This window comes from Okeania sp. SIO2B3 (assembly GCF_010672525.1).
GTDB lineage: Bacteria > Cyanobacteriota > Cyanobacteriia > Cyanobacteriales > Microcoleaceae > Okeania.
This window is the reverse complement of the sequence record NZ_JAAHGH010000002.1, coordinates 364608-378617: the sequence shown is the minus strand read 5'-3', so window position 1 is coordinate 378617 and position 14010 is coordinate 364608. Positions and strand designations below refer to the sequence as shown.

At 33.9% G+C, this 14010-nt stretch carries 12 protein-coding genes; 3 read left to right on the top strand and 9 right to left on the bottom strand.

The genetic code is table 11. The features are described from left to right. Nucleotides 1–238: 238 nt before the first annotated feature. Nucleotides 239–1255 (bottom strand): glycine betaine/L-proline ABC transporter substrate-binding protein ProX, encoded by a 1017-nt coding sequence (proX, locus tag F6K15_RS02715; protein ID WP_293056744.1) that lies wholly within the window; start codon nt 1253–1255, stop codon nt 239–241. A gap of 398 nt (nt 1256–1653) precedes the next feature. Between proX and rplI the strand changes: the two genes are divergently transcribed. After that, on the top strand, nt 1654–2112 hold the full coding sequence (gene rplI / locus F6K15_RS02710) for a 50S ribosomal protein L9 (RefSeq protein ID WP_293056743.1): 459 nt from the start codon (nt 1654–1656) through the stop codon (nt 2110–2112). A 1048-nt stretch (nt 2113–3160) separates the two neighbouring features. After that, on the top strand, nt 3161–7396 hold the full coding sequence (gene dnaB / locus F6K15_RS02705) for a replicative DNA helicase (RefSeq protein ID WP_293056742.1): 4236 nt from the start codon (nt 3161–3163) through the stop codon (nt 7394–7396). A gap of 255 nt (nt 7397–7651) precedes the next feature. Here the strand turns inward: dnaB and F6K15_RS02700 are convergent, their stop codons facing one another. The 8 genes from F6K15_RS02700 to F6K15_RS02665 form a co-directional block, all read right to left on the bottom strand. Beyond that, complete coding sequence (locus tag F6K15_RS02700) at nt 7652–7795, bottom strand: hypothetical protein (RefSeq protein WP_293056741.1); 144 nt, start codon at nt 7793–7795, stop codon at nt 7652–7654. 287 nt (nt 7796–8082) lie between these two features. Beyond that, on the bottom strand, nt 8083–8256 hold the full coding sequence (locus F6K15_RS02695; RefSeq protein ID WP_293056740.1) for a hypothetical protein: 174 nt from the start codon (nt 8254–8256) through the stop codon (nt 8083–8085). An 857-nt stretch (nt 8257–9113) separates the two neighbouring features. Next, complete coding sequence (locus tag F6K15_RS02690; RefSeq protein WP_293056739.1) at nt 9114–9284, bottom strand: hypothetical protein; 171 nt, start codon at nt 9282–9284, stop codon at nt 9114–9116. A 132-nt stretch (nt 9285–9416) separates the two neighbouring features. Continuing rightward, nucleotides 9417–9563 (bottom strand): hypothetical protein, encoded by a 147-nt coding sequence (locus F6K15_RS02685; protein WP_293056738.1) that lies wholly within the window; start codon nt 9561–9563, stop codon nt 9417–9419. Between the two features lie 240 nt (nt 9564–9803). Next, nucleotides 9804–9992 (bottom strand): hypothetical protein, encoded by a 189-nt coding sequence (locus F6K15_RS02680; protein ID WP_293056737.1) that lies wholly within the window; start codon nt 9990–9992, stop codon nt 9804–9806. 425 nt (nt 9993–10417) lie between these two features. Then, a complete protein-coding gene (locus tag F6K15_RS02675) occupies nt 10418–10975 on the bottom strand; it encodes a Uma2 family endonuclease (RefSeq protein WP_293056736.1) in 558 nt (185 codons plus the stop codon). A 96-nt stretch (nt 10976–11071) separates the two neighbouring features. Beyond that, nucleotides 11072–11593 carry an FKBP-type peptidyl-prolyl cis-trans isomerase gene (locus F6K15_RS02670; protein WP_293056735.1) on the bottom strand — a complete coding sequence of 174 codons (522 nt, stop codon included), beginning with the start codon at nt 11591–11593 and terminating at the stop codon, nt 11072–11074. Nucleotides 11594–12019: 426 nt separating this feature from the next. Then, on the bottom strand, nt 12020–12346 hold the full coding sequence (locus tag F6K15_RS02665; RefSeq protein ID WP_202223014.1) for a phasin family protein: 327 nt from the start codon (nt 12344–12346) through the stop codon (nt 12020–12022). A 117-nt stretch (nt 12347–12463) separates the two neighbouring features. Between F6K15_RS02665 and F6K15_RS02660 the strand changes: the two genes are divergently transcribed. Then, entirely contained in the window at nt 12464–12817 is a 354-nt protein-coding gene (locus F6K15_RS02660; protein WP_293056699.1) for a zinc ribbon domain-containing protein, read from the top strand. Nucleotides 12818–14010 lie beyond the last annotated feature (1193 nt).

Genomic DNA, 14010 nt, shown 5'->3' with positions numbered 1-14010 from the left:
CCGGAATGCTTAAGATGAGAAACTCTCTCTAAAAAGTATCAGGTTAAATATTTTAGAGGTTGTTTTTAAAATAATTATTAAGAGAGTTCAAAAGGAGTAAATATATAACAGTTAGGAATACTTTAAAGGATTGAAATCTGATAGTTTGATACAGTATCATCTAATCCTAAAGTTACAGCGACAAATTATTATTTATGTCTTTTTCTTTATTTCCTTTCTTACTTAAAAAACGAGAAACTTAATTTGTACTTTTTCTTGCTATTTCCAGCCAACTATCATATTTTTCCTGATTATTTTCCACCCACTCTTGGGCATGACGCCAAATATCTTCTTCTTGGTTTTCACCCTCTTTTATACGCAAACTTTCCTCATTCATATCAGCAACTGAAATCTCAACTAATTCAAACCATTTTTTAGCAACTGGATTATTTTCTAGGAATTTTTTATTAGCAACAATACTCTGATATACTTTCGGAAGGCCAAAATTTTTACCATCTACTGATGTATCTTTTTCAGTCAGATTTTCCATAGGTTCTGGTAAAGAAGTAAAAGGAACTTCTAACCAAACTACATCTTCTCCTGGTTTTAAAACTGCAGATATCCAGTGAGGATTATAGGCATAATAAATAATAGGTTCGCCTTTTTGATAACGAGTAACAGCATCTGCCAGAAGGATTGTATATTGGCCTCTATTATGTTCTACAGTATCCTCTAATTCATAAGCTTGAAGATGATGTTCTATAGTCAGTTCACAAGCCCAACCAGGATTACAACCAACTAAATTTGCTTTACCATCCTTATCTGAGTCAAAAAGCTTGGCTATTTCTGAATCTTTTAATTGTTCAATGTTAGTAATGTTATATTTATCAGCGGTTTTTTTATCGATTTGATATCCACTATTTCCATTAGGAGTTAAATTTCCAACTCCTTCTAACTTTTCTGAACCACCAGCATTTTCAAAGAATTTCTTGTGTTGTGGTTGGTAGTAAACAACACTATAGTCTAAATCTCCATTGGCTATGGAAATATAAAGTGCAGGATAATCAATTTGTTTAGGTTTTTCGACCTTGTAGCCTAATTTTTCTAAACCTATATTCACAACTTCGGTTTGAAATAACTCTTCTACCCAACCAGTATTGTAAGCACTCCTAATAGTAATAATTTGATCGGTAGGAACCTGTTGACAGGAAGTAAAAACTATTAATAAGCTGGTCAGGATTGTCCCTAAAATAATTTTGAGGAATTTTGGTTTCATTTTGACCTGAATAAATATGATAATTTTTAGCTTGATTCAGACTGAAAATTTTATGATTCAGTAAGAATAACGTAAGCATTCCGTAGGAATAGTTGATAGCTGACCGCTGAATGCTTACAGAATAACTAGGACTTAATTTTTAATTATAGTTATTTTCCCTAGTTACTATCAGCTAAGACCTTAGCTTAAATTAATCCATGGATTTTGTAAATCATCTCTTGTTGTTTTTTTTAATTACGATATAGGCTTTCTCAAGCAATGGAGGTATATCTATCTTTATTTCTTTTCTAGTTCCCTATTCCCTAAGAAAAAGAATTGTGTACCTCACGACTTATGAGAACTGCTATATAATTTGCTATATAATTAAAGTTTGCAGTGAAAACTTTAAAATTAAAATCATGGCCAAAAAATTGCAGGTAGTCTTGAATCAAGATGTCAAAAAATTGGGAATATCAGGAGATGTGGTAGAAGTAGCTCCTGGTTATGCTCGTAACTATTTGATTCCTCAGAAAATTGCTTTTCGTACTACTCCAGGTATTCTTAAACAGGTAGAACGTCGTAGAGAACAAGAGCGACAAAGACAAATAGAATTGAAGCAAGCAGCAGAAGCTCAAAAGACAGCTTTGGAAACAGTTGGTCGCTTTAAAATTGCCAAACAAGTTGGTGAAAATGATGCAATTTTTGGTACCGTTACTGATAGAGAATTAGTGGATGTAATTAAGGAAAATACTGGTCAAGAAATTGATAGACGTGGCGTTACTTTACCAGAAATTAGCAAAGTTGGATTCTACAAAGCTCAAATTAAACTTCATCCAGAAGTAACTGCTGAAGTAGAGATTCAAGTAGTAGGTAGTTAATTAAAGTCAAAAGTTAAAAGTCAAAAGTTAAAAGTTAAAAAGAAATTAGGGATTACACAAAGAAATACTCTAGTACCACACTCAATCTAGATTTCATACCTCAAAAATGCCTAAGTACCCTTTGATCAACAGTCTTTAACTTTTGACCTTTAATATTCAGTAACTTGATAGAGTAAAGATTTTTCTACTAGGGCAATTTAACCTCTACTCCCTACTCTCTATTTCCTACTCCCTATTCAAAAAAATCTTAAATAATTGTAGGTAAATCATAGATGTCTAGCGATCGCCTACCTCCCCAACCCAAAATATTGAAGTGGAAGAAGCTATTTTAGGTAGTATTATCCTCGACTTTAATATTAAAAAATTGGATAGAGTATGGATTTTTCTACCAGAGTAGTTTAAACTCTACTCCCTATTCAAATAAATTTTAAATAATTGTAGGTAAATCACAAATGTCTAGCGATCGCCTACCTCCCCAACCCAAAATATTGAAGTGGAAGAAGCTATTTTAGGTAGTATTATCCTCGACTTTAATATTCAACAATTGGATAGAGTATGGATTTTTCTACCAGAGTAATTTACACTCTATTTCCTACTCCCTATTCCCTATTCAAATAAATTTTAAATAATAGTAGGTAAATCATAGATGTCTAGCGATCGCCTACCTCCCCAACTCAAAATATTGAAGCAGAAGAAGCTATTTTAGATAGTATTATCCTCGAGAATAATATTAAAAAATTGGATAGAGTATGGATTTTTCTACCAGAGTAATTTAGACTCTACTCCCTACTCCCTATCCCCTATTCCCTATTAAAATAAATTTAAAAGAATTGTCGGTAAATCACAGATGCCTAGCGATCGCCTACCTCCCCAACTCAAAATATTGAAGCAGAAGAAGCTATTTTAGATAGTATTATCCTCGAGAATAATATTAAAAAATTGGATAGAGTATGGATTTTTCTACCAGAGTAATTTAAACTCTACTCCCTACTCCCTATCCCCTATTCCCTATTAAAATAAATTTAAAAGAATTGTCGGTAAATCACAGATGCCTAGCGATCGCCTACCTCCCCAAAATATTGAAGCGGAAGAAGCTATTTTAGGTGGTATTCTCCTTGACCCAGAAGCTATTAATCGAGTCACAGAATTGTTACGCCCAGAGTTTTTTGCCATTGAAGCTCATCAAATTCTTTATAAAGCTATGTGGCAACTTTATAATCAGGGCAAACCTACAGATTTAATGACTGTTACCAGTTGGCTTACTGATAATAATCAATTAGAAAAAATTGGCGGGCAAGTAAAAATAGTTCAACTATTAGAACGAACTGTTTCGGCGGTTAATATTGACCAATATGCTGTTTTAGTTGTTGATAAATATATCCGCAGAAAATTAATTCAAGCGGGAAATGAAATTTTTGATTTAGGGTTTCAAACAGCTACTGAATTAAAAACTATTCTTGACCAAGCTGAACAAAAAATATTTGCTCTGACTCAGGATAAACCACAACAAGATTTAGTTCCTATTTCTGAAACTTTAATCAATACTTTTCAGGAGATTGAAGATAGAAATGAGGGAATTGCTTTACCTGGTCTTGCTTGTGGTTTTTACGATTTGGATGCAATGACTGGAGGTTTTCAACGTTCGGATTTAATTATTGTAGCTGGTCGTCCATCAATGGGAAAATGTGCTGCTTATGATACTTTAGTTTTGCAAAAAGATGGCAGTTTAATTACTTTGGCAGATGTTTATCAAAGGCAAGAAACGGAGTTATTAACTTTAGACAAAAATTGGAAGTTTCAGATTACTAAACCTTCTGCTTTTATTGATGATGGAATTAAGCCAGTTTTTAGAGTAAGAACAAAATCAGGAAGATTTGTAGAGACGACAATTACTCATCCTTTTCTAACGGTTGATGGTTGGAAACCTTTGGCAAAATTACAGGTAGGAGAAAAAATAGCTGTACCCCGTCGATTAGATATTTTTGGCGATGAAACTATTCCAGAAAATCAGTTTGCTTCTCTGATTGATTCTGATAATTTCTGTCTTGTTCCTATTGTCTTTAAATTAGAAAAGTCACAATTAGCTTTATTTATTAGATATTTATTTTCCCTGGATGGATGGGTAAAAATATGTGAAACTGGGGCAGTATGTTTAGGTTATTCTGTGGTGAGTGAAAAGTTGGTTAGGCAAGTACAACATCTTTTGCTCAGATTTGGAATTGTTGCTGCTATTGAAAAGATTGAAGAAGGTAAAAGTAGGAAAGGAAAGACGAATAAAAATTTGTGGCATTTAACTATTACAGATAAAGTATCCCTCAAAAATTTGGTGGTAGATATTGGTAATTTTCCATCTATAAATTTAGATTTATCTTCTAGCAGATTCAATTTAGTCAGACAGGAGAATTTCTGGGTTGAGGAATTAGAAAATACTCAGATTTTCTGGGATAAAGTTCTTGTTGTGATGGAAAAGTTTACTGAATCTATCATCCTTTCGGCACAGAGCAAAAATAGAAAAGGAAAGACCGAGCAAAATTCCGAGTATTTAACTACTACTGATGCCTTATTTCGACAAAATTTTCTGACAAATATTGGTAATGTTCCATCAGAAAGTTTGGATTTACTCAGAAACGAAAATGCCTTAGTTGAAAAACTAAAAAATTGGAACATTTTCGGTAATGAAATGATTTCTGAGATGCAAAAGTTTGCCGAATCTAGATGTCTTGAGGCAGAGGATAAAAATGGAAAAGTCAAGACCGAGAAAAATTTCGATAACTTCACTACTACTGATACTTTCGGTGAGAAAAATTTAGGGGCAGATATGAAAAATTTTCCATCTATAAATCTATATTTCCCCTCCTACAGATTAAATTTAGTCAGACAGGATAATTTCTGGATTGAGGAATTAGAAAATACTCAGATTTTCTGGAATGAAAGTGTTGATGTGATAGAAAAGTTTGCCAAATATAGATGTCTTAGGGCAGAGGGTAGAAATGGAAAAGTCAAGACCGAGGAAAATTTCGATAATTTAACTACTACTGATACTTTCGGTGAGAAAAATTTAGGGGCAGATATAGGAAATTTTCCATCTATAAATCTATATTTCCACTCTTACAGATTAAATTTAGTCAGACAGGATAATTTCTGGATTGAGGAATTAGAAAATACTCAGATTTTCTGGAATGAAAGTGTTGATGTGATAGAAAAGTTTGCCAAATATAGATGTCTTAGGGCAGAGGGTAGAAATGGAAAAGTCAAGACCGAGGAAAATTTCGATAATTTCATTACTACTGATACTTTCGGAGGGAAAAATTTAGGGGCAGATATGGGAAATTTTCCACCAGACAATCTAGATTTCTCCTCCAGCAGATTAAATTTAGTCACAAAGGAGAATTTCTGGATTGAGCAACTAAAAAATACTCAGATTTTCTGGAATGAAATTGTTGATATGATGGCAAAATTTGCCGAATCTAAATGTCTATCAGTAGAAGGTAGAAATGGAAAAGTCAAGACCGAGGAAAATTTCGATAATTTCACTACTACTGATACTTTCGGAGGGAAAAACCTTCTGACAGATGTGAAAAATTTTCCATCTATAAATCTAGATTTCCACTCTTACAGATTAAATTTAGTCAGACAGGAGAATTTCTGGGTTGAGCAACTAAAAAATACTCAGATTTTCTGGAATGAAATTGTTGATGTGATGGAAAAATTTGCCGAATCTATCATTCTTTCGGAAAAGAGCAAAAATAGAAAAGGAAAGACTGAGAAAAATTTCGATAACTTCACTACTACTGATACTTTCTGTGGGAAAAACCTTCTGACAGATATGAGAAATTTTCCACCAGACAATCTAGATTTTCCCTCCTACAGATTAAATTTAGTCAGAGAAGGAAATTTATTAGTCGAACAATTAGAAAATAGCGATATTTACTGGGATGCAATTGTTTCTATAGAACCAGTAGGAGAAAAACAAGTATACGATTTGACCATACCAGAAACTCATAATTTTGTAGCTAATGATATTTGCCTTCATAACACCAGCTTTGCTGTAAATATTGGTCATAGTATTGCATCTAATCTCAAATTACCAGTAGCAATTTTTAGTCTAGAAATGTCTAAGGAACAATTGGTCTTAAGATTATTAGCAAGTGAGGCAAGAATTGAAAGTAATAGATTACGTTCTGGGCGAATTAGTCAGAATGAATGGGAACCTCTAACTTCCGCTATTGGTACTCTTGCTGAGATGCCAATTTTTATTGATGATACTCCTAATATTACTGTTAATGAAATTCGTTCAAAAACTAGACAACTTCAAAGCGAACAAGGTGGGGCGTTAGGATTAATTTTATTAGATTATTTACAGTTAATGGAGGGGAGTAATACTGATAATCGAGTTTTGGAGTTGGCAAGAATTACTAGGAATTTGAAGGGTTTGGCGCGAGAACTTTCCGTGCCGATTATTGCTTTATCTCAACTTAGTAGAAGTGTGGAGTCTCGAACTAATAAAAGACCGATGATGTCTGACTTAAGAGAGTCTGGTTGTTTGACTGGGGATACTTTAATTTATTTAGCTGATGGTAAAAAAAATCCTATTTCTTGTCTGGTTGGTAAATCTAATTTTTCTGTTTTGGCATTGAATGAAAATACTGGGAAATTTGAGTCGGCTATGGTTAGTCGAGTATTTTCTACTGGGGTTAAACCTATCTTTCTTTTGCAAACTTCTTCAGGAAAATTGATTAGGGCTACGGCTAATCATCCTTTCTTTTCCATGGGGGGTTGGAAACAGTTAAATACTCTGAATATTGGGGATTCTCTTGCTATTTTGAACCAAAAAATGCTTAAATATTCAATATTGTATTGTGGGCAATTCTTGTCTCAAGTAGATTTTGGGCCAAAATATGGTGGAAATTTAGGGTCTGTAGTTAAGTGTCGGGAGTGGGAAAAACCTACTCAAATTGATGTTAACTGGGATGAAATTGTGGAAATAAGACCAGATGGTGAGGCGGAGGTTTTTGACTTAACTGTGCCTGGTTTACATAATTTTGTGGCGAATGAGATTGTTGTTCATAACTCTATTGAACAAGATGCGGATTTAGTTATTATGCTTTATCGGGATGAGTATTATTCCCCAGATACTCCAGATCAGGGTATTGCTGAGGTGATTATTACTAAGCATCGGAATGGGCCAACTGGTACCGTTAAGTTATTGTTTGACCCCCAGTTTACTAAGTTTAGAAATTTGGCAATAAGAGGGAACAGGGAACAGGGAACAGGGAACAGATAAATCAGTTATCAGTTATCAGTTATCAGTCTCAGGAGCAATACCAGAAATAATTTCATCGTGTGAAGCTCCCAAAAACGGTTGTTTTTCCGTGATTAAATCTTTTCATTCATCCCTACTCAGTGGAAAAGCACCAATATCTTCATCTTGTGAAGCTCAAAAAAAAATCGGCGCGCCAAAGGATTTTCGGTTCCATCGCCACAATTTTTGTGATAATATAAAAGATATAAGGGGTCGCTCGTATATACGCATGACTTTTTATTCAACTGAATTTCCTTGCTCAGAGACAATCGAATATTTAGGAATTTTCCCAGGAGCAATATCAGAAATATTTTCATCTTGTGAAGCTCCCATAAATGATTGTCTTTCCCTCATCAAATATTTCCATCCATCTCTCCTCATTGAAAAACAACCAATATTTTCATTCTCTGAAGCTTACAAAAAATTCGGCGCGTCAAATAAAAAGTGTGAATCTTAGAAAGCGATCGCTCTTTTTTATCTAGTAGCTCCTCAGTGGAAAGGTACAAACATTTTCATTCTCTGAAGCTCACAAAAAAATCGGCGCCTCAAAGGATTTTCGGTTGCTGCCTCACAAAAATTCTGATATCATAAAAGCTATAATGGGTTGCTCGTCTATACGCATGACTTTTTATTCAATTAAAATTCCCAGTCTACTCTATAGAGATTTTTCAATATTTAAGAATGTTCCCAAGAGTAATGGTATGGATATTTTCATCTTGTGAAGCTCCTATAATCAGCTTTCGGCAGTCATCTGTATAGCGATCGCTCAATACATTTTTTCCATCATCAAATTTTTCCATCCCTCCCTCCCTCCAAGCGTGGAAAATTACCAAAGTATTCATTCTATGAAGCTCCTAAAAAATCGCGCCTCAAAGGATTTTCGGTTCCATCCCCACAATTTTTGTGATATCATAAAAAATATAATGGGTTGTTCGCCTATACGCATGACTTTTTATTCAACGTAATTTCCATGGTCAGAGACAATAGAATATTCAGGAAATTTCCCAGGAGCAATATCAGAAATACTTTCATCTTGTGAAGCTACCATAAATGATTGTTTTTCCCTCATCAAGTCTTTCTATCCATCTCTGCTAGCGTGAAAAACCACCAATATTTTCATTCTCTGAAGCTCAAAAAAAATTCTGCGCGTCAAATAAAAAGTGTGAATCTTACAAAGCGATCGCTCTTTTTTATCTATACCTCCTAGCGTGGAAAGGTACAAACATTTTCATTCTATGAAGCTCCTGAAAAAAACGCCGCGTCAAAGGATTTTCGGTTGCTGCCTCACAAAAATTCTGATATCATAAAAGCTATAAGGGGTTGTTCGCCTATACGCATGACTTTTTATTCAACTAAATTTCCCAGTCTATAGAGACTTTTCAATATTTCAGAATTTTCCCAATAGTAATGCTATAGATATTTTCATCTTGTGAAGCTCCTATCATCAGCTTTCGGCAATCATCAATCAGCGATCGCTCAATCCATTTTTCCCATCATCAAATTTTTCTATCCATCCCTCCTAGCGTGGAAAATTACCAACTCTTTCATTCTCTGAAGCTCTAAAAAAATCGGCGGGTCAAAGGATTTTCCGTTGCCTCCTCACAAAAACTCTGATATCATAAAATCTATAAGGGGTTGCTCGTCTATACGCATGACTTTTTATTCAACTTAATTTCCTAGTCTATTCTATAGAGATTTTTCAATATTTAAGAATGTTCCCAAGAGTAATGGTATGGATATTTTCATCTTGTGAAGCTCCTATAATCAGCTTTCGGCAGTCATCTATATAGCGATCGCTCAATACATTTTTTCCCATCATCAAATTTTTCCATCCATCCCTCCTATGGTGGAAAATTACCAACACTTTCATTCTATGAAGCTCCTGAAAAAACGCGCGTCAAAGGATTTTCGGTTGCTGCCTCACAAAAATTCTGATATCATAAAAGCTATTGGTGGTTGCTCGCCTATACGCATGACTTTTTATTCAACTTAATTTCCATGGTCAAAGACAATCAAATATTGAGGAATTATTCCCAGGAGCAATATAAAAAATATTTTCATCTTGTGAAGCTTCTATAAATGGTTGTTTCTCTCTGATTAAATCTTTCGATTCATCTCCCCTAGCGTTGAAAACCACAAAGTTTTTCATTCTCTGAAGCTCTAAAAAAAACGCCGTGTCAAAAGATTTTCAGTTCTATCCTCGCAATTTTTATGATAAAGTAAGTAATATAGGGGGCTGCTTGCCTATACGCATGACTTTTTATTCAACTAAAGATAGTATAGTTTTGAGGGCGATCTCCTTTTCAGTTATCAGTTATTAGCTTTCCAGTTATTAGCTTTCCAGTTATTAGCTTTCCAGTTAAATTGTTGATATTTTAAGGATGAAATATTAGAGAGGGATCGCTCTTTCTACTAATACTGCAAAATTATCATCTACTTCTTCATTAAAATCTTTTAACTTTAAAACATCAATTTCATCAAGTAATACTATCCCACACAAAGGAATTACTATTCTTGGATCGATCTTTCTCTGAGAAATTTCTTCAGGAGTACATTTACAACAAATAAACTTGAACAATCGTCATTGCGACAATAGGAAGCAATCTCCTAAACCTCTGAGATTGCTTCCTTCCACGCAGTGACCGTCGCAATGACTTAGGTGTAGTAATTATGCGGATTTAATATAAGTATTAGTATTCAACCATTAGTTTTTAGCTTGCCTTCTAGATCAGAACTGTGTTATCAACTAGATTATAATTACTAACTATTATCTTGAAAGAAAAAATTATTATTGATACATTTGATATCATTTATAGGATAAATAAGTAACTATTCAGTTAAGATAGCAATACTAAATAGGTTGTAATATTTTATGTTTTTATCACAAATTATTTAGGATTAGTATATTAAGTGTTTTTAAACAAATTATGACTTAATTCGTAAAAAAAAGCTGATAGCTGAATACTGATTGCTGTTTGCGCAGCAGTCCGCAGGAAATGCTTACTAATCAAACACAGGAGGCCAAAGTTCAACAATAGATAATTCCCACTCACCAAATAATTCAGGAATAGTCAAAATATCTCCATTTTCCAACTTAATTTCTTCACCATTAGGACGATAAACTATAACTATTTCCTTGTCAGGATCTATCAATATTCCTACTTCCGCTCCCAATTCTAAATACTTCTTTATTTTCTTTTTTAAAGGTTTAATTCTATCGCTTTGAGACTTAATTTCTACTACTAAATCTGGCACCAACTCCCCAAAATAACGAACACTTTTTTTCAAACGTTGGGCACGAACAAAAGAAACATCAGGAACTTTTAAATTAGCATCTGGAAGAATAAAAGCACCACTAGAATCAAACAAACGTCCGAGACGACGTGGGTAAACCCAATTACCTAATAACCTAATTAACTGAACACCAACTTCACTAGAAATAATATCTGACGGACCCATGACTAATATTTTTCCTTCGTCTAATTCTAATTGATAATCTAAATCTAATTTATCAAGAGTACCTTGCAATATTTCTAAGTCTTTAACTGTGAGATTTGACATATAATTTTTAGGAATTAAAGAATATATAAAAGGGAACAGAGAACAAGTCTCTATCCCCTTTTAATAATTATAATTGCTGAATTCTTAATGCTGAATTTATCCAGCAATTCTCAATAATTCCACATCAAAAATCAGAGTAGCATTAGGAGGTATAACCCCACCAGCACCACTAGCGCCATACCCTAATTCCGGTGGAATAATAAACTTACGACGTTCACCAACTTTCATACTCGCTACCCCTTCATCCCAACCTTTAATAACTCGACCTACACCAACTGGAAATTGGAAAGGTTGATTGCGATCGCGAGAACTATCAAACTTAGAACCATCCTCTAAAGTTCCAGTATAGTGAACCACAACTGTTTGACCTTTTTTAGGAGTAGCGCCATCTCCTTCTTTCAAGACCACATACTGAAGACCAGATTCAGTAGTAATAGTTTCTCCGTTATTTTCAGTCATAATATTTTCTGCCACTTGTTCTTGAACTTCAGTAGAATTTATAGTACCTGGTGTATTTTGAGAAGCAACTGCTCCTTTTTCCGAACCTGTGATTTGAGCAACAATCAAAACTAAACCACAGAATATTACTACTGCCAGACTAATAATAATTCCTCGCAAAATTAATCCTCCTAATTTAAGTTAAAAGTCAAAAATTCTCAGTGTTGAAGTTTAAATTATAACCACTATATTTTGCAGCTACACTAGCGTCAGTTGTAATTTTTCCAATCTCGCAGCTGACTTTATAAACACTCTAAACAACCTCCCATTTTCTCTAATTTGTATTTTTGAAAAAAAATCAAACAGACAAAACAGAACATAACTACTGAAAAATTAATAACTATAATATTTGATACTAAAATCAATCTTCCATATAATTAAGTCAAAAACCAAAAATTAATATGAAAGTTTAACTTTAACTAAGATTCCAGATATTGTTAAATGACATAACAGTCGTCAGGGAAGTTAGGAAATTCTCACGTCTCTCAAATTTAATCACAGCAAGCATCTAACTTCTAACTTCTGACTTCTGACTTCTGACTTCATCTATCGCCAATTGCGATTTTCTAAATCTCGGATCTGACGCTCCAAACGGTCCAAACGACCCCGGAGTTCGTCCAATTCCGATTGACGAGGAACACCTATATCCTGCATGACATTCCGCATTTGTCGCTGCATCTGAGTTTCCCAGTTTCCTTGCTCTGACCTAAGTTGCTGCATAATATCATCAACAAAAGTTTTAGCTTGGTCTGGGTTGATAGTACCATCTTTAACCCATTGGTTAGTGACTTCCTGTATTTTTTCGGCCACTAAGGAAGTTGTACCAATGCCTATCATTAAAAGTTGTTTAAGTAGATTTTCAGTATTATTCATATTTTTTTCCTATTTCCATATTTTAGGTATAAAGGAGCAACAAACTTAGAATTAAGCTACAAATTTAAACTGTAGATGAAAAAAGTCGTTAAATTTAACATATCTAGCATAATCAAAATGTCAAATTGTCCTCGTTGTCATCAACCAATTGATAGTCAGGCGATCGCTTGTCCCCATTGTGGAGTTTCTCTTAAAGCTTTTGGTCATCCAGGAATTCCTATTTATCACACTCAAACAGAAGAATATTTGTGTAATAGCTGTACCTACCATTTTGATGATACCTGTAATTTTCCTCAACGCCCCTATGCTAAAAATTGTACTCTTTATCACGACCAATCTGAACCCCTAGTACCTCCTACTAATTTTAATCATATTAGTTGGTTTGGAACTGTCAAATTTTGGCTTCAAAGAAATACTATTTGGTGGTTATTGTTAAGTTTAGTTCTTATCAGTTTGATAATTTCTTTTTAAAGTTTCCAGCAGCTATTTCTAAGGAGGTGTTAACGAAGTCAGAAGTTAACCTACCCCTAACCCCGACCGTGGAGGAGAAGTAGGGAATTTGAGCAACTATCCAAAAACCCTATCGCCTTAAAAGGTGGGGTGGCGCGACCCATATTATTTTGATAATTTTAAAAAATTACAGATTTATTTGAGATGCAGTACAACAGTTTTTTTCAATTATTTAGTTACCTATATTGTTAAGCATTCAGCTATCATAATTCAGCTATCAGCTATTAATTCATTGCCTTTATAGCAGGAATTAGTATTGAGAGATTTCAAGAGAATTCAAAGTATTGGAAAAAAAACTAACCTTGACCTTAGCAATGTATATTCATTATTTCAGTTATTACTCAATAGATAAAAAAATTTCAACCCTGATTCCTGTTGCCTAATTCTGGGTAAGCATTCAGCATTCAGCATTCAACATTTAGCATTCAGCATTCAGCTTTTGAACATATTCAAGAAATTACTAAGGTTAGCTGAAGACATTTTTTTTATAAGTTTTAACTCTCCTGGGAGACTAATTCCTATTTTGAGTTGATAATGAGCTAACAACTCATAGCTGTTAACAAAGTTCCGACCATAGGAGGCTAGCTGATAGCTGATGGCTGAATGCTGACAATTCTGGAGTTGAGTTACATCTAAATAATTAATTTTTTTCTGATACTATAGTCATTTAAAATAAGAATGAAACACTTTTTCAGCTGAAACTATTTCAAAGCAAGAAACCCTTGTCTCAATCTCAACTGAAATCACTATATATTTGGCTGAAAAACTGGTAAATAAAATCAGAAAATTGTACCCAGTATATATAGTCATCTTGAATAATTTTTCAGTCATTACTCAATAGATAAAAAAATTAAACCCTGATTCCTGTTGCCTAATTCTGGGTAAGCATTCAGCATTCAGCATTCAACATTCAGCATTCAGCATTCAGCTTTTGAACATATTCAAGAAATTACTAAGGTTAGCTGAAGACATTTTTTTTATAAGTTTTAACTCTCCTGGGAGACTAATTCCTATTTTGAGCTGATAATGAGCTAACAACTCATAGCTGTTAACAAAGTTCCGACCATAGGAGGCTAGCTGATAGCTGATGGCTGAATGCTGACAATTCTGGAGTTGAGTTACATCTAAATAATTAATTTTTTTCTGATACTATA